This window comes from Hylemonella sp. GW821-FHT12C09, assembly GCF_058807395.1.
This window is the reverse complement of record NZ_JBXAQQ010000003.1, coordinates 345,662-367,606: the sequence shown is the minus strand read 5'-3', so window position 1 is coordinate 367,606 and position 21,945 is coordinate 345,662. Positions and strand designations below refer to the sequence as shown.

The 21,945-nt window shown below is 63.5% G+C and carries 21 protein-coding genes, 1 tRNA gene and 1 pseudogene; 10 read left to right on the top strand and 13 right to left on the bottom strand.

The window, feature by feature from the left end; all coding sequences use genetic code 11:
- Positions 1-13 precede the first annotated feature (13 nt).
- On the bottom strand, positions 14-919 hold the full coding sequence (locus AC1RRP_RS07625) for a TRAP transporter TatT component family protein (RefSeq protein WP_493034764.1): 906 nt from the start codon (positions 917-919) through the stop codon (positions 14-16).
- A gap of 245 nt (positions 920-1,164) precedes the next feature.
- Entirely contained in the window at positions 1,165-2,352 is a 1,188-nt protein-coding gene (locus AC1RRP_RS07620) for an alkane 1-monooxygenase (RefSeq protein WP_493034762.1), read from the bottom strand.
- Positions 2,353-2,468: 116 nt separating this feature from the next.
- Between AC1RRP_RS07620 and AC1RRP_RS07615 the strand changes: the two genes are divergently transcribed.
- On the top strand, positions 2,469-2,846 hold the full coding sequence (locus AC1RRP_RS07615; protein ID WP_493034761.1) for a homoserine dehydrogenase: 378 nt from the start codon (positions 2,469-2,471) through the stop codon (positions 2,844-2,846).
- Positions 2,847-3,006: 160 nt separating this feature from the next.
- Here the strand turns inward: AC1RRP_RS07615 and AC1RRP_RS07610 are convergent, their stop codons facing one another.
- Positions 3,007-3,483: an FKBP-type peptidyl-prolyl cis-trans isomerase gene (locus tag AC1RRP_RS07610; RefSeq protein ID WP_493034759.1), complete on the bottom strand. Its 477-nt coding sequence runs from the start codon at positions 3,481-3,483 to the stop codon at positions 3,007-3,009.
- Between the two features lie 73 nt (positions 3,484-3,556).
- Here AC1RRP_RS07610 and grxD point away from each other — a divergent pair, with 73 nt between their 5' ends.
- Both grxD and paeA read left to right on the top strand, forming a co-directional pair.
- A complete protein-coding gene (gene grxD / locus AC1RRP_RS07605) occupies positions 3,557-3,880 on the top strand; it encodes a Grx4 family monothiol glutaredoxin (RefSeq protein ID WP_493034757.1) in 324 nt (107 codons plus the stop codon).
- 130 nt (positions 3,881-4,010) lie between these two features.
- Positions 4,011-5,333 (top strand): polyamine export protein PaeA, encoded by a 1,323-nt coding sequence (gene paeA, locus AC1RRP_RS07600; protein WP_493034755.1) that lies wholly within the window; start codon positions 4,011-4,013, stop codon positions 5,331-5,333.
- Here paeA and AC1RRP_RS07595 read toward each other — a convergent pair.
- Both AC1RRP_RS07595 and AC1RRP_RS07590 read right to left on the bottom strand, forming a co-directional pair.
- Positions 5,311-5,949 carry a lytic transglycosylase domain-containing protein gene (locus AC1RRP_RS07595; RefSeq protein ID WP_493034753.1) on the bottom strand — a complete coding sequence of 213 codons (639 nt, stop codon included), beginning with the start codon at positions 5,947-5,949 and terminating at the stop codon, positions 5,311-5,313. The genes paeA and AC1RRP_RS07595 overlap by 23 nt on opposite strands.
- Positions 5,950-5,966: 17 nt before the next feature.
- Positions 5,967-7,775 carry a proline--tRNA ligase gene (locus AC1RRP_RS07590; protein WP_493034751.1) on the bottom strand — a complete coding sequence of 603 codons (1,809 nt, stop codon included), beginning with the start codon at positions 7,773-7,775 and terminating at the stop codon, positions 5,967-5,969.
- Positions 7,776-7,867: 92 nt separating this feature from the next.
- Here AC1RRP_RS07590 and AC1RRP_RS07585 point away from each other — a divergent pair, with 92 nt between their 5' ends.
- On the top strand, positions 7,868-8,515 hold the full coding sequence (locus AC1RRP_RS07585; RefSeq protein WP_493034914.1) for an RNA pyrophosphohydrolase: 648 nt from the start codon (positions 7,868-7,870) through the stop codon (positions 8,513-8,515).
- A 21-nt stretch (positions 8,516-8,536) separates the two neighbouring features.
- On the opposite strand, the gene proB is transcribed toward AC1RRP_RS07585, so the two are convergent.
- From proB to rplU, 4 genes are all read right to left on the bottom strand, one after another.
- Positions 8,537-9,673 (bottom strand): glutamate 5-kinase, encoded by a 1,137-nt coding sequence (gene proB / locus AC1RRP_RS07580; protein ID WP_493034749.1) that lies wholly within the window; start codon positions 9,671-9,673, stop codon positions 8,537-8,539.
- Between the two features lie 132 nt (positions 9,674-9,805).
- On the bottom strand, positions 9,806-10,882 hold the full coding sequence (gene cgtA / locus AC1RRP_RS07575) for an Obg family GTPase CgtA (protein ID WP_493034747.1): 1,077 nt from the start codon (positions 10,880-10,882) through the stop codon (positions 9,806-9,808).
- A gap of 139 nt (positions 10,883-11,021) precedes the next feature.
- Positions 11,022-11,279, bottom strand: coding sequence for a 50S ribosomal protein L27 (rpmA, locus tag AC1RRP_RS07570; RefSeq protein WP_493034745.1), 258 nt, complete (start codon positions 11,277-11,279; stop codon positions 11,022-11,024).
- A gap of 12 nt (positions 11,280-11,291) precedes the next feature.
- Positions 11,292-11,603 carry a 50S ribosomal protein L21 gene (gene rplU / locus AC1RRP_RS07565; protein WP_082605348.1) on the bottom strand — a complete coding sequence of 104 codons (312 nt, stop codon included), beginning with the start codon at positions 11,601-11,603 and terminating at the stop codon, positions 11,292-11,294.
- A gap of 203 nt (positions 11,604-11,806) precedes the next feature.
- On the opposite strand from rplU, the gene AC1RRP_RS07560 reads away from it, so the two are divergent.
- From AC1RRP_RS07560 to AC1RRP_RS07550, 3 genes are all read left to right on the top strand, one after another.
- Positions 11,807-12,736 carry a polyprenyl synthetase family protein gene (locus AC1RRP_RS07560; protein WP_493034912.1) on the top strand — a complete coding sequence of 310 codons (930 nt, stop codon included), beginning with the start codon at positions 11,807-11,809 and terminating at the stop codon, positions 12,734-12,736.
- Positions 12,737-12,760: 24 nt separating this feature from the next.
- A tRNA-Pro gene (locus tag AC1RRP_RS07555) sits at positions 12,761-12,837 on the top strand.
- Positions 12,838-12,963: 126 nt separating this feature from the next.
- Positions 12,964-14,667, top strand: a complete 1,704-nt coding sequence (locus AC1RRP_RS07550; RefSeq protein WP_493034743.1) for a DUF6538 domain-containing protein — start codon at positions 12,964-12,966, stop codon at positions 14,665-14,667.
- Positions 14,668-14,900: 233 nt separating this feature from the next.
- On the opposite strand, the pseudogene AC1RRP_RS07545 reads toward AC1RRP_RS07550, so the two are convergent.
- From AC1RRP_RS07545 to AC1RRP_RS07530, 4 genes and pseudogenes are all read right to left on the bottom strand, one after another.
- Positions 14,901-15,128, bottom strand: a pseudogene (locus tag AC1RRP_RS07545) (Rha family transcriptional regulator); the annotation flags it as partial.
- Positions 15,129-15,534: 406 nt separating this feature from the next.
- Entirely contained in the window at positions 15,535-15,948 is a 414-nt protein-coding gene (locus AC1RRP_RS07540; protein WP_493034741.1) for a hypothetical protein, read from the bottom strand.
- 155 nt (positions 15,949-16,103) lie between these two features.
- A complete protein-coding gene (locus AC1RRP_RS07535) occupies positions 16,104-16,604 on the bottom strand; it encodes a hypothetical protein (protein WP_493034739.1) in 501 nt (166 codons plus the stop codon).
- 249 nt (positions 16,605-16,853) lie between these two features.
- Positions 16,854-17,456, bottom strand: a complete 603-nt coding sequence (locus AC1RRP_RS07530) for a recombinase family protein (protein ID WP_493034737.1) — start codon at positions 17,454-17,456, stop codon at positions 16,854-16,856.
- 206 nt (positions 17,457-17,662) lie between these two features.
- Here AC1RRP_RS07530 and AC1RRP_RS07525 point away from each other — a divergent pair, with 206 nt between their 5' ends.
- From AC1RRP_RS07525 to pilB, 3 genes are all read left to right on the top strand, one after another.
- Positions 17,663-17,917, top strand: a complete 255-nt coding sequence (locus AC1RRP_RS07525) for a hypothetical protein (RefSeq protein WP_493034735.1) — start codon at positions 17,663-17,665, stop codon at positions 17,915-17,917.
- A 426-nt stretch (positions 17,918-18,343) separates the two neighbouring features.
- Complete coding sequence (locus AC1RRP_RS07520; protein WP_493034733.1) at positions 18,344-19,441, top strand: type I restriction endonuclease; 1,098 nt, start codon at positions 18,344-18,346, stop codon at positions 19,439-19,441.
- A gap of 744 nt (positions 19,442-20,185) precedes the next feature.
- The gene (pilB, locus tag AC1RRP_RS07515) at positions 20,186-21,922 is read left to right on the top strand and encodes a type IV-A pilus assembly ATPase PilB (RefSeq protein WP_493034731.1); all 1,737 of its coding nucleotides are present in this window, start codon (positions 20,186-20,188) and stop codon (positions 21,920-21,922) included.
- Positions 21,923-21,945: the final 23 nt, after the last annotated feature.

Sequence of the window (21,945 nt, the reverse complement as noted above, 5' to 3'; positions counted from 1 at the left end):
AGGGATTCCGTCGTCAGAAAAGGTCGTCCGTTGCTTCCAGCAGCCACAGGGCACGCTCACGTATCACGCCATTGGGAAGATCGCGCCGCGCTGCGCTGGCCGCCAGGGCCTGGCGCAGCAGCGCCTCGAAGGCGGGGCGATCGTGGGCCGGCAGGGCCCAGCCCTCGGCCTTGGCCAGCAAGGCGCCGGCGTTGCGGCCGCCGCTGACGGCAATCGCCTGGTCGAAATAGGTCAAGGCCAGCTGCATGGAACCACCCGGCCGCGCGGCTTCGAAACTGCCCATCAGGCTGGCCAGGGCGCCGTCGGCGTGGTCCGGGCTGAGCCGCCAGGCCAGCGTGGCCAGGCGCACGGCCAGCGGCAGGTCGGCCACGATGTCGGGGTCATCCTTGGACAAGGCGATGTAGCTACCCCAGGAGGCTGCCGCCCAATAGGCCAGACCCACGTGTTCGGCGCGCAGCCGGGGCCAGCGCGCGGCATCGGCGCTAGCCAGGGCCTGCGCAAAACCCGGCAACTGCAGCTCCAGCGCGGCCATGGCATGGCGGTGCGCCCGCAGATACAGCCGGGCCGCGCGCTCGCGCAGCTTCTGCGCTGCCTTCACGTCCCGCGCTTCCAGGCGATCCGCCTCGAAGGCCACAAAAGCGTAGCTGTACTGGGTGAAACCACCCGCCACGGCCTCGGCCAGGCGCAGATGATCGGGCGTCTCGCGCAGGATCGATTCAGAAAGCTTGAGATAGAAGGCGCCGGCGTCGCGTGCAAGTTGCAGGTCTTCCTCCTGCGCCTGGCCCTGGGTTGCCAGTTCGTCGGCCATACCCTGCACGATGAGCTGGCGTGGCGTGCAGGCAGCCAGCGAGAGCCACAAGGACAGCAATAGCAGGTAACCGGGGACCCGGATGTACTCGCGCTTCGTTTTGTGTATCACTCTTGCCCCATCGCCGGGATATGACTGGATAAGTGGACCTGCCGATATCCCCCTGGGGGAACCGCCCGGGCGACAGACGTCCGGATTCATGGATGTGCCAACGCGGGGTCCGCCAGGTGCCCCGCAACTCAAGGCAGACTCTAAGCACTGCGTGTGAAAATTCGGTGACAGACACGGTGTGCAAGGCCGATGTCACGGCCTGCCGTGAAACGCCACGCCCGCAGTGGCATGAGTGTAGACAGGCCCTAATCCGGTGACCGGCTGTACCGCGCCACGATGGCCTCACGCCGCGCCGGATCGATGTTCACCTTGGCCAGATCCCCACGCACATGCGGCAGCGCCAGCAGGCGAGGGTCCATCACCCGGAACCACAGCGGCGGAATGTAGGCCAGCGGGAACATGCCGAAGTAGCCGCTGGGCAACTGCGGCAGATCCGGAAAATCACGCAGGGACTGGTATCGCCGTGAGGGATAGGCGTGGTGGTCGGAATGGCGCTGCAGGTGGAACAGCGCCAGGTTGGTGACCAGGTGGTTGGCGTTCCAGGAATGGTGCGGTTGCGGGGTTTCGTAGGCCCCGCTGGGCAGGCGACCGCGCAGCAGGCCGTAATGCTCCACATAGTTGGCCGAGGTCAGCTGCCACCAGGCCACCACGTTGTGCACGGCGAGGAAGGGCAACATGATCCAGCCCCAGGCAGCAATGAGCCCGAGCTGCAGCACGGCCGTGATGGCATAGGACTGCAGCATGGTGTTGTGCAGGCTCCAGGCGCTGCGGCCCTCCTTCTGCAGGCGTTCCTTTTCCAGCAACCAGGCACGGCGGATACCGCCGGGCAGTTCGCGCAGGGCGAAGCGGTAGATGTTCTCGCCCATGCGCGCGCTGGCGTGGTCCTCGGGCGTGGAGACCCAGCGGTGGTGGCCGCGGCCGTGTTCGACGGTGAAGTGGCCGTAGGCCGGCACGGCCAGCACCAGGCGCGCCAGCCACTGCTCGGTGCGCGTGTACTTGTGGCCCAGCTCGTGGCCGGTGTTGATGCCCAGGCCCGAGTCGGTGCCGGCGATGTAGGCCAGCATCAGCACGGCCCACCATGAAAGATCGTGCGTGCCCACCCACCCCGCGCAGCCGATCAGGGCCACGAAGTGCAGGGGCACGGTGGCCCAGGTCAGCCATCGGTAATAACGGTCCTGCTCCAGCTGGGGCACCACGGCCTCAGGCGGGTTGTTTTCGTCCTCGCCCAGGAAATAGTCCAGCAGCGGCATGAGGCCGTAGCTGATGAGCAGGGGCAGCCCAAGGGCGATCTGCGCGCCGGTGTAGGCGTGCAGCGCCATGCCGGTGAAGGGCAGCAGGGGATAAACCACCGACAGCAGCCACCAGGCGCGTTTGCGATCGCGGTATTCCACGCGGCCGAGCTGCGGATCGTCTGCAACATACACCTGCGTCATGCGCCTGCTCCCCGGTTGTCCTTGGTGATAACCATTATGGGACAGGGTGGGCGCCTGGGCTAGCATGGCCCGCAGGCGCTGGCACCAGCCGTCGCCGCAACGCGAAAGGACTTCTCGTGGAACAGCAACGCATCGCCATCATCGGACTGGGCCGCATCGGCTCTGCCTTCCTGAGCCAGATGCTGCAAAAGCGCAGCCAGGGCATCGAGCTGGTCTGCGCTGCCGAAGCGGCCGACACGCCGGGCCGCCAGCTGGCAGCCAAGGCCGGCGTGGCACTCAAGACACTGGACGAGGTCGTGGCGCTGGGCAGCGGGGTCGACGTGATCTTCGATCTGACCGGCCTGCCCCAGGTGCGCCGCGAGCTGCGCGACAAGCTGGTGGCGACCAGGAACGCGCACACCGTGATCGCCTCGGAATCCATCGTGCGCGTGATCTGGGCCCTGATCAGCCAGGACGCCCTGCCCGTCATCCAGGGCCGCAAGACCGGCTACTGAGGCAAAACGAGCGCCTTTGAAACTTGCCAAGAAATCGTAGCGAGCGGGTCGAGCGCAAGACGGACGGAGCGCAGGAACCGGAACGTACTCAAGGTACGTGAGGATTCCGAGCACCGCCCAACGCGGCGATCGGGTCGCGCAGTAGATTTATTGGCAAGTTTTAGTGGTGGTGGCCGTGTGCTCCATGCACGTGGCCATGGGCGATCTCTTCCGCGCTCGCGGCGCGCACCTCCACCACCGTGACGTTCAGGCGCAGGGCCTTGCCGGCCAGGGGGTGGTTGCCGTCCAGGTGCACTTCGGGGCCCTTGATCTTGACCACCGTGAAGACATGGGTGTGCCCGTCCTCGCCCCGGCCTTCGAGCTGGCCGCCAACCTTGACCCCGGGCGGGAACTGGGTCTTGGGAATGACCTGCACCAGGGCTTCGTTGCGCTCGCCAAAGGCGTCGGCCGGCTGCAGCTCCAGGCTGGCCTGGTAACCGGCTTCACGGCCCTCCAGCGCCTCTTCCACCTTGGGAAAGGTGTTGCCATAGCCGCCGTGCAGGTAGGAATTGGGCTCCTTGCCGTCTTCCAGCAGTTTGCCCGAGGCGTCGCTGATGCGGTAGCGGATGGTGACGGCGGTGTCTTTGGTGATCTTCATGATGCGTAGGGGTTCTGCGGCCGGGGGCCAAAAATGAAATAATTGGGATATTCGACTTCAAGGATACCGAAATATGAGCGACGCCCAGCAACGCATCGACGATCTCGTCAAACAGAGCGACGTGCTCCTTTTCATGAAAGGCAACGCCAGCTTCCCCCAGTGCGGTTTTTCCGGCCGCGCCATCCAGATCCTCAAGGCCTGTGGCGTGGACCCCAAGACCGTGAAGACGGTCAACGTGCTGGAAGACGACGGCATCCGCCAGGGCATCAAGGAATACAGCAACTGGCCCACCATTCCCCAGCTCTACGTGAAGGGCGAGTTCATCGGCGGCTCCGACATCATGATGGAGATGTACGAAAGCGGCGAACTGCAGAAGGTGCTGGGCACCCAGGCCTGAGCCCCGCCCGGCCTGACCACCGCCAGCCTTGCGCTGCCGGTGGTTTTTTCATGCCCGGACCAGGCCCGCAAAGAGGGCCGACCGCTACACTCACCCTCCAGCCCTGCACCGGGACGCGATCCACGCCACCATGAGCCTCACACAAAGCCTCATCGTCATTGCCCTGCTGATCGCCGTCAGCGCCTTCTTCTCGATGGCCGAGATGTCGCTGGCCGCATCGCGCCGCCTGCGCCTGCGCCAGTTGGCCAACGAGGGGAATGTGCGCGCCGAGCGGGTACTGCACATCCAGGAGCAGCCGGGGCATTACTTCACCGTGGTGCAGATCGGCCAGAACGCGGTGGCCATCCTGGGCGGCATTGTGGGCGAAGGGGCTTTCAGCCCGCTGCTGGGCCGCCTGCTGCAGGCCTGGCTGCCGCCCGCGGCGGCCGAGACCACGGGTTTCGTGCTGTCTTTTGCGCTGGTGACTTCGCTGTTCATCGTCTTCTCCGACCTGTTTCCCAAGCGCCTGGCCATGGCTGAACCCGAACGGCTGGCCCTGGTGCTCAACGGACCCATGCGTCTGTGCATGCGCACCTTCAAGCCCGTGGTCTGGGCCTACAGCCGAACCACCGACGCCCTGTTCCGCCTGCTGGGGCTGTCCAGCCAGCGCGACGACCGGGTGACATCCGACGACATCCTGGCGCTGACGGAGGCCGGCGCGCTCGCCGGTGTACTGGCGCGCGACGAGCAGCGGGTGATTGCCAACGTCTTCGAACTGGACACGCGCACGGTCAGCAGCGCCATGACGGTGCGCGACCGCATTGCTTGGTTCGACAGGAAGGACAGCGACGCCATCGTGCGGGCCCGCATCACCGCCGAACCGTTTTCCACCTACCCGGTGTGCGATGGTGGCATCGACCAGGTGATCGGCTACGTGGACGCCAAGGACCTGTTCCAGCGCATCCTGAAGAACCAGCCCATCCGTCTGGATGACCCGGCCCTGCTGCACAAGGCGGTGGTGGTGCCCGACCGGCTGACGCTGACCGAGGTGCTGGCGCACTTCCGCCAGGCGCACGAGGACTTCGCCCTCATCGTCAACGAGTACAGCCTGGTGGTCGGGGTGGTGACACTCAACGACGTGATGAGCACGGTCATGGGCGACCTGGTGGCACCGGCCGATGAAGACCTGATCGTGCAGCGCGAGGAAGGCTCCTGGCTGATCGACGGCATCACGCCCATGACCGACGTGCAGCGGGTACTAGGCCTGGGAACGCTGCCGCACGCGGCCGACTACGAAACCCTGGCCGGCTTCCTGATGGTGATGCTGCGGCGTGTACCACGCCGCACCGACCGCGTGCTGTGGGAAGGCTACAGCTTCGAGGTGCTGGACGTGGACAGCTACCGCATCGACCAGGTGATGGTCACGCGCAACGGGGCCGCGGGCGCGCCGCTCAGCGCGCCGCCGGGGCCGTAGGCTCGTCGCGGTACTGCCAGGCCCGCTGCGCGGCGAGCACCGCGTTCGGGTAAGGGGACTTGCCGCGCGAGCCGTTGTAACGCCCCAGGGCCATGAAAAGATCGCCGCGCTCGCGGTCCAGGTAATGGCGCAGGATCACGCAGCCGAAACGCAGGTTGGTCTGCATGTGGAACAGCTTGCCCGCGTCACCGTCGCCGATCAGGCGTGACCAGAAGGGCATGACCTGCATGTAACCCCGTGCGCCCACGCTGGAGACGGCGAACTTGCGGAAGTTGCTTTCGACCTGGATGAGCCCGAGCACCAGGGCCGTGTCCAGGCCGGCGCGCTTGCTTTCATACCAGACGGTCTGCAGGAAATCACGGCGCGCGGGCCACTCCGCCTTCTTCTTGCGCAGGCGCTCGCTCATGGCGCCGAGCCAGCGCAGGTAGGCCAGGCGCGCCTCGGTGTCGCTGAACTCAGGCACTGGCGGCGCCCTGTTGGCGATGGCCGCGCCCAGGGCCGTGCGCACTGAATCGGCCAGCGGCTCTTCGATCTGGCCGCCAGCGCGCGCCGGCAAGGGCAGGACCAGGCCCGCGGTGATAGCCAGCAGCGCCTGCAGCCCCGTGCGCCGCTGCATGGCCGGACCCGTCATCGTCAGGCGCCGAGCCTGGACTTCAGCACAGCAGCCATGTCCGCCAGCGGCACCTGCGTAGCAGCCGCGTCGCGGCGGTGCTGGTACTCGACCTTGCCCTCCTTGAGCGTGCGGTCGCCGATGGTGACGCGGTGGGGCACGCCGATCAGTTCCCAGTCGGCGAACATGGCGCCGGGGCGTTCGCCGCGATCGTCCAGGAGCACGTCGATACCGGCGGCCAAGCACTCGGCATAGAGTTGCTCGGAAGCGGCTTTCACCTCGGGGCTGCGGTCCGGGTTGATGGGGCAGATCACCACCGTGAAGGGGGCGATGCTGTCGGGCCAGATGATGCCCTTCTCGTCGTGGTTCTGCTCGATGGCCGCGGCCGGCAGGCGCGTGATGCCGATGCCGTAGCAACCCATCTCCATGAACTGCGGCTTGCCGTTCTCGTCGAGGAAGGTGGCGTTCATGGCACGGCTGTACTTGGTGCCGAGGTAGAACACATGGCCCACCTCGATGCCGCGTTCGATGGCCAGCACGCCCTTGCCGTCGGGCGAGAGGTCACCGGCCACCACGTTGCGGATGTCGGCCACGAGGTCGGGTTCGGGCAGGTTGCGGCCCCAGTTGACGCCGGTGAAGTGATAGCCAGCCTCGTTGGCACCGCAGACCCAGTCGGCCATCACGGCCACTTCGCGGTCCGCAATAACTGTCACCATCCATGTAGGGCTTTGCTGTGCCTGAGCGATGATCCCCTTCACCTGAGGAATCTCCCTTTTGACACCTTCGGTTGGCACAGGTCCCAAGTACCCAGGGCGGCTACCGAAACACTCTTTAATCTCGGCCTCGGTGGCAAAGCGGAAACCGCCTTCCATGCCCGGCAGCTTGCCGACCTTGACTTCGTTCATGTCGTGGTCACCGCGCAGCAGCAGCAGCCAGACGGTGGTCTTGCCGATTTCTTCCTTGTCGGTGATCTCGTCGGTGGCCAGCACGATGGACTTGACGGTGCGCGCCAGCGGCAAGCCCAGCAGCTCGGCCACTTCGGGGCAGGTACTCTTGCCCGGCGTGGCCACCTTCTGCATGGCCTGGCTGGCGGCCGGACGCGGCTGTTGCGGCGCCAGGGCCTCGGCCTTCTCGATATTGGCCGCGTACTCGCTGCCCGGGCAGTAGACGATGGCGTCTTCGCCGGTGGCGGCAATCACCTGGAACTCCTCGCTCAGGTCACCACCGATGGCGCCGCTGTCGGCCGCCACGGCGCGGTAGGTGAGGCCGAAGCGGTCGAAGATCTTGCGGTAGGCCTGGGCCATGACCTGGTAGCTGGCCTTGGCCGCGACCTGGTCGCGGTCGAAGCTGTAGGCGTCCTTCATGATGAACTCGCGCCCGCGCATCAGGCCGAAACGCGGCCGGCGCTCGTCGCGGAACTTGGTCTGGATCTGGTACAGGTTCTTGGGCAGCTGCTTGTAGCTCTTGATCTCCTGGCGCGCGATGTCGGTCACCACCTCTTCGCTGGTGGGCTGGATGACGAAGTCGCGGTCGTGCCGGTCCTTGATGCGCAGCAGCTCGGGGCCCATCTTGGCAAAGCGTCCCGTCTCCTGCCACAGCTCGGCGGGCTGCACCACGGGCATGGTGAGTTCCACGGCGCCGGCGCGATTCATCTCCTCGCGCACGATCGCCTCCACCTTGCGGATCACACGCAGGCCCATGGGCATGTAGTTGTAGATGCCGGCGCCCAGCTTCTTGATCATGCCGGCGCGCATCATGAGCTTGTGGCTCACCACCTCGGCGTCGGCCGGTGCTTCCTTGAGGGTGGAGATGAGAAATTGGGAGGCTTTCATGGCGTGCTTTTTCTGACAGATGCAGGCTGGTCCCCTTGATGCGCGGCAAGTGCCGTGCATAATGGAAACAGTTCAAAATTTGGGGTTTGATTATGCTTGACCGGGACGGCTTTCGGCCCAATGTCGGCATCATCCTGCTCAACCAGAAGAATCAGGTTTTCTGGGGCAAACGCATACGCACCCACTCGTGGCAGTTTCCGCAGGGTGGCATAGACCGGGGCGAAACCCCGGAACAGGCCATGTTCCGCGAGCTGCATGAAGAAGTCGGGCTTCAGCCCGAGCACGTGCGCATCGTGGCCCGGACCCGCGACTGGTTGCGCTATGAGGTGCCGGATCGCTACATCCGAAGGGAAGCGCGCGGCCATTACAAAGGCCAGAAGCAGATCTGGTTCCTGCTGCAGCTGATGGGCCAGGACTGGCACCTGAACCTGCGTGCCACCGACCACCCCGAGTTCGACGCCTGGCGCTGGAACGAGTACTGGGTGCCGCTGGACATGGTGGTGGAGTTCAAACGCGGGGTCTACGAGATGGCATTGACCGAACTGGCGCGCTTCCTGCCCCGCAACGACCAGCGCAACCGTTTCCTGCGCCAGGGCCATCGCCCGCGCGAGGGCGATCATCTGCACCACGTTTCGATGGCCGACGGCCATGGCATGGAACTGCCCCCTGGCGCCAGCTTTGACCCCGACCCGCAATCGGATCAAGCCAGCAAGGATCGCACGGAACCGCAGGGGCAGTAAGGCGCCCCTGGCGGTGTGCCCTTAGCGCATCAGGACCAGGTTGTCCCGGTGCACCATCTCGGGCTCGGCCGTGTAGCCCAGCAGCTTTTCGAACTCGCCGGAGGGCTTGCGGCACAGCAGGCGCGCCTCGGAACTGGCGTAGTTGGCCAGGCCACGCGCAATCTCGACACCCTGCTCGTCACGCACGGCAATCACCTCGCCGCGGGAAAACTCGCCGTCCACGGCCGTCATGCCGATGGGCAGCAGGCTCTTGCCCTCTTCCACCAGCTTGCGCGCCGCGCCGGCGTCCACCACGACGGCACCGCGCAGTTGCAGATGGTCGGCCATCCACTGCTTGCGTGCCTGGGTCTTGGCGGTCTGCGCCACCAGCAGGGTACCGATGGACTCGCCCTGTACCAGGCGCACCAGCGCATCGGGCTCGCGCCCCCAGGCGATCACGGTCGATGCCCCGGAGCCGGCGGCACGTTTGGCCGCCAGGATCTTGGTGATCATGCCGCCCTTGCCCAGGCTGGAGCCAGCCCCACCCGCCATGGCCTCCAGGGCCGGGTCGCCGGCCTGGGCCTCATGCACAAACTGCGCGGACGGGTCCTTGCGCGGGTCGGCCGTGTACAGGCCCTTCTGGTCGGTCAGGATGATGAGGGCATCGGCCTCGACCAGGTTGGCCACCAGGGCGCCCAGGGTGTCGTTGTCGCCGAACTTGATTTCGTCCGTGACCACGGTGTCGTTTTCGTTGATGACCGGCACCACGCCCAGCTGGATCAGGGTCAGCAGCGTAGAGCGGGCATTGAGGTAGCGCTCGCGGTCGGCTAGGTCGGCGTGCGTGAGCAGCACCTGGGCGCTGCCCAGGCCGTGCGCGCGCAGGCGTGTCTCGTACATCTGGGCCAGGCCCATCTGGCCCACGGCGGCAGCGGCCTGCAATTCGTGGATTTCCTTGGGACGGATGGTCCAGCCCAGACGTTTCATGCCTTCGGCGATGGCGCCGCTGGACACCATGATGACCTCGCGCCCCTCACGGATGAGGACGGAAATCTGGCGGCTCCACTCCTCAATGGCGGCTTCGTCCAGCCCGCGCCCTTCGTTGGTGACGAGGCTGGAGCCGACCTTGACCACGATGCGCCGGGCGGCGCGCATGACAGCTGTCGCGGATTTCTGATTCATGTTGAGGTGATGGCAGCCGCTGCGCGACGGGCGCCAGCAGCGATAGAGGCAATCAGGAGATTCTAGTTCGCCCCACGACGGACTCCCCCTCTCACGGGGCCGCGCAGCCCGCGCCGTGACAGGCGCGGACGATCACGCTTCGTCCGGCAGGTCCTTGAAGCGCGGGTCGACCTCGGCCACAGGGGGCTGCTCGGCCACCTGCTGGATCTTGACCTGCTTGTAGACCGCCTTGACCAGGTGGTCGCAGCCTTCATGCGTGAGCGCCGAGATCTGGAAGACCGGGCCTTTGTATTTCATGCGCTTGATGAAATCGTTGACGCGGGCCTCGCGCTCGTCCAGCGGGATCATGTCCAGCTTGTTGAGCACCAGCCAGCGCGGCTTCTCGTACAGCCCTGCGTCGTACTTCTTGAGCTCGGCCACGATGCCCTTGGCCTGGGCCACGGGGTCGGCGTTGTCGTCGAAGGGAGCGAGGTCCACCACATGCAGCAGCAGGCGGGTGCGCTGCAGATGGCGCAGGAAGAGGTGGCCCAGGCCCGCCCCTTCGGAAGCGCCCTCGATCAGGCCCGGCAGGTCGGCCACCACGAAACTCTGCTCGGGGCCGACGCGCACCACGCCCAGATTCGGGTGCAGGGTCGTGAAGGGGTAGTCGGCAATGCGCGGACGGGCGTTGGAGATGGCCGTGATCAGGGTGGACTTGCCGGCATTGGGCAGGCCCAGCAGGCCGACGTCGGCCAGCACCTTGAGCTCGAGCTTGAGGTTCTTCTTCTCACCCGGCCAGCCCGGCGTCTTCTGGCGCGGGGCCCGGTTGATGGCACTCTTGAAGCGCATATTGCCGAAGCCGCCGTCGCCGCCCTTGGCAATGGTGATGACCTCGCCCGGTGTCAGCAATTCATACAGCACCTCACCGGTCTCGGCGTCGGTGATGATGGTGCCCACGGGCATCTTGAGCGTGATGTCCTCGCCGGCGGCGCCGAACATGTCCGAACCCATGCCGTGCTGGCCGCGCTTGGCGTCGAAGCGGCGGGTGAATCGAAAATCGACCAGGGTGTTGAGGTTGGGGTCGGCCACGGCAAAGACGTGGCCGCCACGGCCACCGTCGCCGCCGTTGGGGCCGCCAAACTCCTTGTATTTCTCATGCCGGAACGAGACGCAGCCGTTCCCCCCATCGCCGGCGGCGATGTCGATAAAGGCTTCGTCAACGAACTTCATAAGAGCGATTTCCCCGGATGACAAGCCGCTGGCGGCTTGCGTTGCAGGCTAGCTTCGAACAGCGAAGTTAAACACAGCGGGCTGAAAACAAAAACCCCGCGCTTGAGGCGCAGGGTTTCGTGCGGGAGCCGGTAGGGCCTCAAGCAGCGGTGATGTTCACCGTGTGCTTGTTGAGTTCGCCCTTGACGGCGAACGACACCTGGCCGTCGACCAGTGCAAACAGGGTGTGGTCCTTGCCGATGCCGACATTGGTGCCGGGATGGAACTTGGTGCCACGCTGGCGCACGATGATGGAACCGGCGCTGACCTGCTGGCCACCGAAGGCCTTCACGCCGAGCATCTTGGGCTGCGAATCGCGCCCGTTTCGCGTAGAGCCGCCGCCTTTTTTCTGTGCCATGACTCGTGCTCCTTATGCGGAGATGGCGCCGATTTGCAGTTCGGTGAACTGCTGGCGGTGCCCTTGACGTTTCTGATAGTGCTTGCGACGGCGCATCTTGAAGATGCGAACCTTGTCGTGCTTGCCGTGAGCCACGACCGTGGCTTTGACAGTCGCGCCGGACACCAGGGGTGTACCGACCTTGAGTTCAGCGCCGTTGCCGACTGCCAGAACCTGGTCGATGACGATCTCCTGGCCTACGTCCGCAGCAATCTGTTCTACTTTAATTTTTTCGCCAGCAGCAACACGATACTGTTTGCCACCGGTTTTTATGACCGCGTACATGAATGACCTCTTGAATTGAGCCTCCGCAGACGGATTTCCGCAGAGCCGAATATTGTAGCACGGTTTGCACTCACTGACATGCCCCTCCCGGGAGCCGCCTGGGGCGGGGGGCCACCTTCCTATAATCGGGCCATCCCGCACCGATTTACCCCCCCGTGAACGCCCCCCACCCCGCCTCCCCGCTTGCCCTGATAACCGACGACATGCGGGAGGTGGACCGTGTCATTGCCGAGAAGCTGGACTCCGGGGTCCCGCTGGTCGGCCAGGTGGCTCGCTACATCATCAGCGCCGGCGGCAAGCGCCTGCGCCCGGCCCTGCTGCTGCTGGCCTGTGGCGCCCTGGGCTACCGTGGTGAGCAGCGCCACAACCTGGCGGCCGTGGTCGAGTTCATCCACACAGCCACCCTGCTGCACGACGACGTGGTGGACGATTCCACCCTGCGCCGCGGCAACGCCACGGCCAACGAGACCTTCGGCAACCCGGCCAGCGTGCTGGTGGGTGACTTCCTCTATTCGCGCGCCTTCCAGATGATGGTGGACGCACAAAGCATGCGCATCATGCAGGTGCTGGCCGACGCCACCAACGTCATCGCCGAAGGCGAGGTGCAACAGCTCATGAACATGCACAACGCCGACCTGGACGAAGCCGGCTACCTGCAGGTCATCCGCTCCAAGACGGCCAAGCTGTTCGAGGCCAGCGCCCGCTGCGGCGCCATCCTGGCGGGTGCAGAGCCCCCGCTGGAAGAGGCCTGCGCCGAATACGGCCAGGCCCTGGGTACGGCCTTCCAGGTCATCGACGATGTGCTGGACTATGCCGGCGATGCCACGGTGATGGGCAAGAGCCTGGGGGACGATCTGCGCGAAGGCAAGGCAACCTTGCCGTTGATCGCCGCCATGCAGCGCGGCACGGACCCCGAACGCAAGCTGATCCGCAACGCCATCGAACACGGCTCCGTGGATGAGCTGGACCAGGTGATCGCCATCGTGCGGCGCACCGGGGCGCTGGACGTGTCGCGTCAGGCCGCGGCCCGCGAGGCAGAGCGCGCCGTTGCGGCAGCACAGCGTCTGCCCGCCGGACCCCATGCCGCCAGTTTGATACAATTGGCGTCTCAGTTGCTGGCGCGTCAGTCTTGACGCCCTCCCGGCAGCTCGGGACATCGGAATGTAGCGCAGCCTGGTAGCGCACTTCGTTCGGGACGAAGGGGTCGGAGGTTCGAATCCTCTCATTCCGACCACACATTTTCAGAGGCAACGCCCTCTGAGCCGCGCAGATAAACGGCTTTCTCCCTTTGACTTTCCCACAATCCTCCCACATAGACGCCTCTCAAGCGCCCGTGCGGGAGACCCAGGATGTGTCAAAGATGCCACGGCGGACCCCGTACCTCGCGCCCAAAAACGGACGCTTCTATTTCCGTATTCGCATTCCTGATGACCTACGGGAGACCTTCGGGAAGAAGGAACACAGTGAGGCCCTTGGAGACCTGAACAGGGCTCAAGCAGGGATCAGAGCGGCGCAGCTGGGTGCCCACTGGCAAGAACAGTTCCTGAAGGAGCGCCACCGCCTTGGCCGTGCGCCCAGCCCCCCAGCCCCCGCCCCGGAGCACATCCGGCAATCCCGCACAGCGACCCTTGAGGAAGTCTCGGCAGTGGCCGCTATTGCTGCCCGTGACCTCTTGCACAACGATGAGGAGATGCGCATAGACGGCTGGGCGTGGGCGGAACTTGATAGCTCGGACTTCGGGACCGGCCTGCCGCTTGATGACGCTGTGCGTGAAGCCGTGGCGGGACGCAACCTAGCGGGCCTCAAGGACCGGGCCGAGGACTGGCTGAACGCCCACGGACTGACCCTTCCCAATAATGAGCGGGAGCAACGTCGTGCCCTGTACCAATGGGCAACAACCATTGCCAAGGCCACCGCAGGGCGCAGGCAGAGGGACCAAGGTGAGGCCGTAGAGACGCCCCCAGCCCCTGCCCTACCCCGCTCCCTCAGTCATGCCGCAGGGACCACTATGAGCCCATCAGAGAAGCCTGCCGAGTTGCTGATGCTTCGGGATGTCCTGACCCTCTGGAGCAACAAGGGCAAACGCCCGAGCTTGAAGACCATTGAGACAGCCACGCGGGTGGTCGGGCAGTTTGAGGAGGTATGTGGAAACCCACCCCTACAGCAGTTGACCCGACAGCACGGGCTCCAGTTCCGTGACTGGTTGCTGGCACAGGGGCAGTCCCCCCGCACGGCGGCTGATCGTCTGGGTTATGTGTCGCGCCTCATCCGCTTTGAGATGGCCGAGCAACAGCGGATCATGTCCAACCCCTGGGCCAGCATCCGCATTGAGGGTTCAAACGAACGGGTCACGGTGCGCAAGCCGATCAAACCTGAGCCGATGAAAGACCTGTTCTCCCTGCCGCTGTTCCAGTCTTACGATCTGCCCCCGATGAAAGCGGCGGGGCGGGATGCGGCCTACTGGATTCCCGTCCTCGGTGCCCACACCGGTGCCCGAGTCACCGAACTTGCGCAGCTGCTGACCAGCGACATCCGCAAGGAAGATGGCTTGTGGTGCATCTCGATCATGGTTGAGCAGGATTGGCAGCGGGTCAAGAACACCCCGTCCAAGCGGGCCATCCCGATGCACCCCGAGTTGATCCGCTTGGGGCTCCCGGAGTACGCCGAGGCGATGCGCAGTGCTGGGCATGAGCGGCTGTTCCCGATGGCCCCTGTGTCGGCCTTGAACAATGCCGGGGGACCGTTCTCTACGTGGTTCTCAAGGCTCAAGACGGGCATAGGCTGGGGCAGCGAAAACACCTTCCACTCCTTCCGGCACACCATAGAGACAATGCTCAAGCGGGCGAAGGTCTACCCGTTCGACATCAACGCCTACACCGGGCACATGCAACCCGGTGGAGATGCGGACAAGACCTACAGCCACCCGGAGCCGCCCGACCTGCTACACGTCACTGCCGCCATCCGGCACCCGTCCGTGAGCCTGCCTGTGGTCTTCCCGCCTTCAGGGTGGGCACCTCCACCGCTACAGGCGAGGGTTCTCATGACCAAGCCCCGAGGGCTGTAAAGGGGTCCGGGCCTTGTCAGCGGTGCGCCCCTGGCGAAACCCTTTAGTGCAGTGTTTGCCTTCTCGTCGTCCGCCAACCCACGCAGGGCGTTGTCGGTGCGAAGCGTCAGGACATCGCACACGTCCTTAGCGATGAACCAGGGCTGGCCTGCGTGGTCGATCACGCGGAGGAGACCACTTTTGGTAGTCGGGACTTGGAACGCGGAGGCGCTGGCTTTGGCCTCCAGTTCCTGCCAGCGGCGCACGACCTTGTGACGCAGGGGGACCGAGTAGCCCAGAACCAGGGTCATCGTCAGGTCTTTGGGGAGGGAAAACATCGGGAGGGTGCGCCCGGTGCTGTCCCGGTAGCTCGACTCAAAACTGAGTTCAGTGATTTCCAGTTGTTCCAACATGGCGCGGATGTCGCGTATCACATTGGTGTGGAGCTTCCCCGTCAAATCCGCTATCTCCCTGGAGGTCATCAGGGGCTCGGTGGTGGGGGCGTTCAGGGTCAGGGCGTTGGTCACGGGGAAGCCTTTAGTAGTTGCTGAGGGGGCCCGGAGGTTCTACCTAAAGGAGTCCTGCGGTGCACCTGCGTGAGCCGTAAATACAGATATCGACACCCAGAGGGGTTCACATCCTGAGGTATCAGTATGAGGAAGACACCAAGGGCTATGCCCTGTGATGGGAAGCACCTGAAGGGCACCTACTGGCCTTCCCGAAGATGGACTTAGGGGGACTCAGTAGGGCACCTTCAGGCTCAACGTTCAAAGGGTGGTACTTGATAGCTCCCCCTGTTGAAGATGAACCCGGCGAAACACAGCAGGACTAGCCCATCCTCAAGGCGCACCTTTTGGCCCTCTCTAATACTGTGACGTTAAGGAGCGATCAGAACGGCACATCCGCCTCCGTGATGCACGCAGGGATGTGGGCGGCTGTTTCAGGGCCTCCAGGCTGCGGGGCCTCATTCATCCGTAGCAGGGCTTCGAGGTCTGGCCGGGGGGTGCATGGGAAGAATCCTTGAACCACTTGCGCCTTCCCTTCCCCAAGTTCAACGCGTACGCCCCGGGTGATGCCTGCGCCCGTCATCTGGTCAATGATGGTCCGCATGGTGCGTTCTGTGACGCTGGGGGCATGAGGCGTTTTGATGTTCAGTTCAAGTGGGACGCGATACCTCTCTGCGTGGGCCTGATTGCCGAGGGTGAGCCGCAAGGCGTCAAGGTAAGTCGCGCTCATGCGCTGCGCTCCGAGAACCTCGCGGGCAAACTCGCGCAGATCATCTTCCGGCAAGGTCGCCCGCATGTGCTCTTGAAGCCTCTTCCCGATACAGCCGTACAGCGGTGGTCTGGGTACAGGGAAAGACGGCGGGGGAAGGGCCTGGATGAAGACCTCCAACTCCCCGGGGGCCCAATCGATACGAGCAGGTGTGGGCGTCAACAAGTGCTGGACGATGGCGCTCACCGTGTTGAGGCCAAGGGTGTCCGGCGTCCTGCCGGGAGGTTCACATCGATGCTGTGGGCACGCAGCGACGGGCTGGCGACGGGGGCCGCTTGGCCTTCTTTCTGGGCTGTGGCGGGAAGAACGAAGGATCGGGGGATTCTCTCGACCTCAATGACCAGCCACGCCAGCAGAGCACGGGAGGCATCAACTCGGCTGACACCAAGCATGGCACCCAGGCCGGGGACGTTCAACGCCTGCACATCACGAAACCCGCTGTCTTTTGGGTTGACCCTGTTGGGAACCCAAACGTGCATCAGGGAGACCATGCTGGGGTCTTTGATGCGTTTACGGATCGTGCTGGTGTGGCGAAGCTGAAGGGGGCGGATCACGTCTGCCAGGACAAACCAAGCGACGCCTTGCGGACACCTCATGGATCGGATGGGATAGCCCTGGTAATTCAGGGTGAACACGCGAGAAGCGCCCGGGAGGGTGTTCAACGCGGGAGATGGGGTGTTCATGGGTTTCACCTTGGGAAAAGAGAAACCCCCGCTGGCGTCTTGAGGGACACCAAACGGGGGCCGTTGGGGTGGTGGGGGGCCGGGGGCCCTTCCTATTGAGGGGGTTTTATCGCCGGGTTGCGGCTCTCCCTAATGTGGGCCCTAATTGGCCGCTATGTGCCAACAAAAATCCACAGGGTTGGGTGTTCCCCTATTGAGCAGGTTTTATCGAAAGCCGCGTTTACAGGTGGTCGCAGACAGGGATCGAAGTCATGCCGGGAGGGCTTCCACGGCTTCCCTGCAATACCTTTTGACCGTCGCCAGGGACAGTTCCCAATGGTCCGCCGTCTCGGAGAGGCTGGACCCGGTGGAGAGCCGCCATGCCGCCACATCCTTGGCCGACGCCTTGACGGGTCTGCCCAGGCTGGCCTTACCCTTGTGGGTGAGCCCGGTACGGGCCAGTGACTCCCGCGCCGCCTGCCGCCCTGCCGCCGTCCTCTCGGTGATCTTCTGGCGCTCCATGTCGGCCACCTGAGCCAGGACCGCCAGGATCAACTCCCCGACACCCTTAGCGATCAACCCAAGGCCATGGACGTGAACCGAGACCCCACGGGCCAGCAAGTCCCGCACGGTGGCCTGTACGTCGATTGCATCCCTCCCCAGCCGGTCCACCGCGTAGACGTACACCGTGGCCCCCTTGGTGAGCCCTCGCAGCATCGCAGAGAACCCGGGGCGCTTGGCCGCAGGGATGGCACCACTCACGCCCTCGTCCTCAAACTCCATGGCGAAGCCCCCACCCATGGCCGACCTCTGGGCCTCGATGGACTGGTCGATGGTGGACACGCGGTAGTAGGCGATGCGCTTGTCGGTCACGGGATGTCTCCTTGGCTCAAATGTTGATGGTTAATTATGAGCCTGGATCAAAAAGAAAGTCAATAACTTATGACCCTAGATTTGTGGGGGTGTTGGGCTGGGGTCAAAAGGTACAACTTCTGAGCCCGCTCTGGCTCAGGTAGGATGTCCGGGAGGCGTCCGCTGGCATCAGCCGAGTGGTCGTACCAAAAGCGTAGGGGGATGAAATGAAGACATCAGTAAACACGGTTGGCCTGATCCTGGCGTCGCTTGGTTCGTTCGTGGTGTGGAAGTACCTTGGCGACTTGAATATGGCCGACCCCACTGAACTCAAGAAGGGCAACATTGTCCTTGTCGTTCCAACTAGTACCCCCGAACTCTGCGCACGTCTGCTCCGTGAAAAGAAGCTCTCCCACTTCGGGCTGGGGCTCATTCTTTTTGGTGGCATCTTGCAGGTCATCAGCAACTACTTGCCGGACTAGACACCTGATGCTCGTTGAGGTCTTCAGCCCTGCCGCCGCCTTGGCCGCTGCCCACTGTCCCCGCTGTTGTGTGGTGGGGCTGGTGGAGATTGATTGGGACACCTACAGGGATGCCCCCGAACAGGACAGGCATCAGGCCCAGGTCATCATTTCCCCTAGCGTCTACTGCCTGTGCCCCTCATGCGGCCTTGTGGCGGAGTGGCCGGGGTGTCGTGAGGATGCACCGGAGGATTCCTGAGGGGGTGGGGGAGGCACCGGGGCAGGGGGGAAACTCGCCGTGAATCTGGATCGAGGGGGCTCAGACATTTTTGCAACAAAACCTCCTTGGCTGAGTTGTTTGTTTGGCCCATACCCGTACTGTTTTATCGGGTGTGCGGTTTACACTTGTTACCGAAAACCTATCAAACAACCCTCAGGGAGAACACCATGGATTTCATTGATCAGCTTCGCGTCTTGGCATCGCGCATCACGGCCACCAAGGACATGATCCAGACCGAGGAGGCAACGAAGAACTCAATGATCATGCCCCTCATCCAAATTCTCGGCTACAACGTCTTCGACCCCCTGGAAGTCACGCCGGAGCTTGTCGCGGATGTCGGTATGAAGAAGGGGGAAAAAGTCGATTACGCCATTCTGAAAGATGGCAAGCCCATCATCTTGTTTGAGTGCAAGAAGGCGGGGGCCGAGCTGAACATCAATCATGCGGGGCAACTGTTTCGATACTTCCATGTGACTGCCGCACGCTTCGGTGTCTTGACAAATGGACTTGTCTACAAGTTCTTTACTGACCTCGAACAGCCAAACAAGATGGACGAAAAGCCGTTCTTCGAGTTCAACATCCTTGACTTCAAAGACAGGGATGTAGATGAGTTGAAGAAGTTCGCTAAGGCGGCGTTCGATCTGGAGACAATTCTCACTACCGCGAACGAGTTGAAGTACACCCGTGCGATCCAGAACCGGCTTGCGGAATGGATGGTCACTCCGCCTGAGGACTTCGTTCGACTGGTTGCCGCCGATCTGATCGGGAGTCGCCGCTTCACCCCGGCACTTAAAGAACAGTTCACACCCATCACTAAAAGGGCGTTCGAGCAATTGATCGGAGAAAGAATCAATGCCCGGCTGAAGGGTGCCATGACGCCCGAGCCCGCTCCGGTAGCGGCACCCGTCCCCATCGAAACCCCCGCCGATACATCGGCTGACGAGCAAGTCAGCACTTCACTGGAAGAACTTGAAGCGTTTCACACAATCCGAGCCATCCTCCGGGGCATGGTGAACCCCCGCCGCATATTCATCCGGGACGCTCAGAGCTACTGCGCGATTTTGCTGGATGACAACAACCGGAAGCCGCTTTGCCGTCTCAGGTTCAACAACCCGAAGAAGCTTCGGCTAGGTCTTTTCAATGACAAGCGGGAAGAAGTGCAAGAGGCGCTTGAGAGCGTAGATGACATCTACAACTTCACCGACCGCTTGAAGGCAACGCTGACCCTCCAATTGTCAGGGCAAGAGACGCCAGCCAAGGAATGAGGTCATTGGCGGGGAGACCGGGGATGGCCCCCCGCGCCACTCTCTCAAGCCTTGCTAAAGACCGCGTAGAGGCCCAACCCCCAGACCTCAAGGGAGCCCGTTTGGCGCTCTTTTGAGATGAACCCAAGGGGTAGCCCTGAGCCGAGCTTAATGAGCCCCTCACGGCCTCCTAGGCGGGCGTATGCGTGGGTTCGAGTGACTTCGATGATGGTCCGAGAAAAGGTCAGGGTCATGCTTGATCCGGTTGAGGTTGATACGCAGTGCCAAGGGCACGGCACGGGACCGGATCATCAGGCCATGTCACCACATCTCAGGCGATACCCCTACACCTTGCCGCACGCTCTTGACACTCTCGCTGTCGAGAGCAACTCGGCTGTCAAAGCGATTGACACCGCCCCCTGTCTTTCCCATAATTTGGGCCTCAGGGCTTCCCATATTGAGGAGCCCCGCAAGCTAGTCAAATCGAGCAAAGCCCTTTATCCATGCGGGTTCCGGCAGGTTTGAGGTTTTCGAGGGCACAAGTCGAATCCTCTCATTCCGACCAATCACTTACCTTGCTCCAGCCCCTACGGGCTCGGGTATCCCCCCGGGTAAGCCGGTCAGGGCTTACCCCCTGCATCTTTTCCATGTTGCGCCGCTACGTCTGCTTGCAAAATGGCGCCGTGCTTTCGTTTACATCAGCCGGGCAATCGGCGATGATCCGTGGGTTCCCTCACCCCCGGAATTTCGAAAAAACCACAGTCCATGGCCGCCGTAGATACCGCCATCCACCGCGAAAATGCTCCCGTTGCCCTGCCCGGACTGGGGCGCGCCCTGATTCTGGCTGGCAAGCTGGAGCAGAAGTCGGCCGAGGAACTGTTCCGCAAGGCGTCCAGCAACCGCACCAGTTTCATCGCCGAACTCACGGGCTCGGGAGCCGTTTCTGCTGCGGATCTGGCCCACACCATGTCGGCGGCATTCGCCGCCCCGCTGATCGACCTGGACGCCGTCGACTCGCAACGCCTGCCCAAGGAGCTGCTGGACCCCAAGATCTGTCATGACTACCGCGTGGTGGTCCTGGGCAAGCGCACCAACCGGCTGGTGGTCGCCACGGCTGACCCTTCCGATCAGGCCGCCGCAGAAAAGATCAAGTTCGCCAGCCAGATGGGCGTGGACTGGGTCATTGCGGAATACGACAAGCTGCTCAAGCTGGTGGAAGTCCACGCCACCTCGGCCTCGGAAGCCATCGACAATATCGTCGGCGGTGATATCGAGTTCGACGAGTTCACGACCGAGGCCGTCAGCGACAACGCAGAGTCCGCCACGTCCGAGGTGGACGACGCGCCGGTCGTCAAGTTCCTGCACAAGATGCTGATCGATGCCATCGGCATGCGCGCATCGGACCTGCATTTCGAGCCCTACGAGCACAACTACCGGGTGCGTTTTCGCATCGACGGCGAACTGCGCGAGATCGCCTCGCCGCCCGTGGCCATCAAGGATAAGCTGGCCTCGCGCATCAAGGTCATCTCGAAGATGGACATCTCCGAGAAACGGGTGCCGCAAGACGGCAAGATGAAGCTCAAGGTTGGCCCCGAACGCGTCATCGATTTCCGGGTCAGCACGCTGCCCACGCTGTTCGGTGAAAAGATCGTGATCCGTATCCTGGACCCGAACAGCGCCAAGCTGGGCATCGATGCGTTGGGCTACGAACCGGAAGAAAAAGAGCGGCTGCTCAAGGCCATCAGCCGTCCCTACGGGATGATCCTGGTCACCGGCCCCACCGGCTCGGGCAAGACCGTGTCGCTGTACACCTGCCTGAATTTGCTGAACAAGCCCGGCGTCAACATTGCCACGGCCGAAGACCCGTCCGAAATCAACCTGCCGGGCGTCAACCAGGTCAATGTCAACGACAAGGCCGGCCTGACCTTCGCTGCCGCGCTCAAGTCTTTCCTGCGCCAGGATCCCGACATCATCATGGTCGGCGAAATCCGCGACCTGGAGACCGCCGACATCGCCATCAAGGCGGCGCAGACCGGTCATCTGGTGATGTCCACGCTGCACACCAATGACGCGCCCACCACCCTCACGCGCATGCGCAACATGGGCATCGCCCCGTTCAACATTGCCTCCAGCGTGATCCTGATCACGGCGCAGCGTCTGGCGCGCCGCCTGTGCCCGAACTGCAAGGCACCGGCCGAAATCCCCAAGAAGACGATGCTCGATGCCGGCTTCCAGCCGGACGAGCTGGACGGCTCCTGGATCAACTACCGCCCGGTCGGCTGTTCCGCCTGCAACAACGGCTACAAGGGACGTGTGGGCATCTACCAGGTCATGCCGATCACCGAGGAGCTGCAGCGCATCATCCTGCGAGATGGTTCCGCCCTGGAAATCGCCAAGCAGGCGCAGGCCGAGGGGGTGCGCTCGCTGCGCCTGTCCGGCCTGCACAAGGTCAAGCAGGGCCTGACTTCGCTCGAAGAAGTCCTGGCCGTCACCAACGAATAACCAGCGGGAGCTTCAGGGGACAG

What these genes read in the sequence shown, in the direction of transcription:
- AC1RRP_RS07620 (WP_493034762.1), bottom strand. Translation starts at nt 2,352, where the DNA reads ATGACGCAGGTGTATGTTGCAGACGATCCGCAGCTCGGCCGCGTGGAA.
- AC1RRP_RS07610 (WP_493034759.1), bottom strand. Translation starts at nt 3,483, where the DNA reads ATGAAGATCACCAAAGACACCGCCGTCACCATCCGCTACCGCATCAGC.
- grxD (WP_493034757.1), top strand. Translation starts at nt 3,557, where the DNA reads ATGAGCGACGCCCAGCAACGCATCGACGATCTCGTCAAACAGAGCGAC.
- paeA (WP_493034755.1), top strand. Translation starts at nt 4,011, where the DNA reads ATGAGCCTCACACAAAGCCTCATCGTCATTGCCCTGCTGATCGCCGTC.
- AC1RRP_RS07595 (WP_493034753.1), bottom strand. Translation starts at nt 5,949, where the DNA reads ATGCAGCGGCGCACGGGGCTGCAGGCGCTGCTGGCTATCACCGCGGGC.
- AC1RRP_RS07590 (WP_493034751.1), bottom strand. Translation starts at nt 7,775, where the DNA reads ATGAAAGCCTCCCAATTTCTCATCTCCACCCTCAAGGAAGCACCGGCC.
- AC1RRP_RS07585 (WP_493034914.1), top strand. Translation starts at nt 7,868, where the DNA reads ATGCTTGACCGGGACGGCTTTCGGCCCAATGTCGGCATCATCCTGCTC.
- proB (WP_493034749.1), bottom strand. Translation starts at nt 9,673, where the DNA reads ATGAATCAGAAATCCGCGACAGCTGTCATGCGCGCCGCCCGGCGCATC.
- cgtA (WP_493034747.1), bottom strand. Translation starts at nt 10,882, where the DNA reads ATGAAGTTCGTTGACGAAGCCTTTATCGACATCGCCGCCGGCGATGGG.
- rpmA (WP_493034745.1), bottom strand. Translation starts at nt 11,279, where the DNA reads ATGGCACAGAAAAAAGGCGGCGGCTCTACGCGAAACGGGCGCGATTCG.
- rplU (WP_082605348.1), bottom strand. Translation starts at nt 11,603, where the DNA reads ATGTACGCGGTCATAAAAACCGGTGGCAAACAGTATCGTGTTGCTGCT.
- AC1RRP_RS07560 (WP_493034912.1), top strand. Translation starts at nt 11,807, where the DNA reads ATGCGGGAGGTGGACCGTGTCATTGCCGAGAAGCTGGACTCCGGGGTC.
- AC1RRP_RS07550 (WP_493034743.1), top strand. Translation starts at nt 12,964, where the DNA reads ATGCCACGGCGGACCCCGTACCTCGCGCCCAAAAACGGACGCTTCTAT.
- AC1RRP_RS07540 (WP_493034741.1), bottom strand. Translation starts at nt 15,948, where the DNA reads ATGCGGGCGACCTTGCCGGAAGATGATCTGCGCGAGTTTGCCCGCGAG.
- AC1RRP_RS07535 (WP_493034739.1), bottom strand. Translation starts at nt 16,604, where the DNA reads ATGAACACCCCATCTCCCGCGTTGAACACCCTCCCGGGCGCTTCTCGC.
- AC1RRP_RS07525 (WP_493034735.1), top strand. Translation starts at nt 17,663, where the DNA reads ATGAAGACATCAGTAAACACGGTTGGCCTGATCCTGGCGTCGCTTGGT.
- AC1RRP_RS07520 (WP_493034733.1), top strand. Translation starts at nt 18,344, where the DNA reads ATGGATTTCATTGATCAGCTTCGCGTCTTGGCATCGCGCATCACGGCC.
- pilB (WP_493034731.1), top strand. Translation starts at nt 20,186, where the DNA reads ATGGCCGCCGTAGATACCGCCATCCACCGCGAAAATGCTCCCGTTGCC.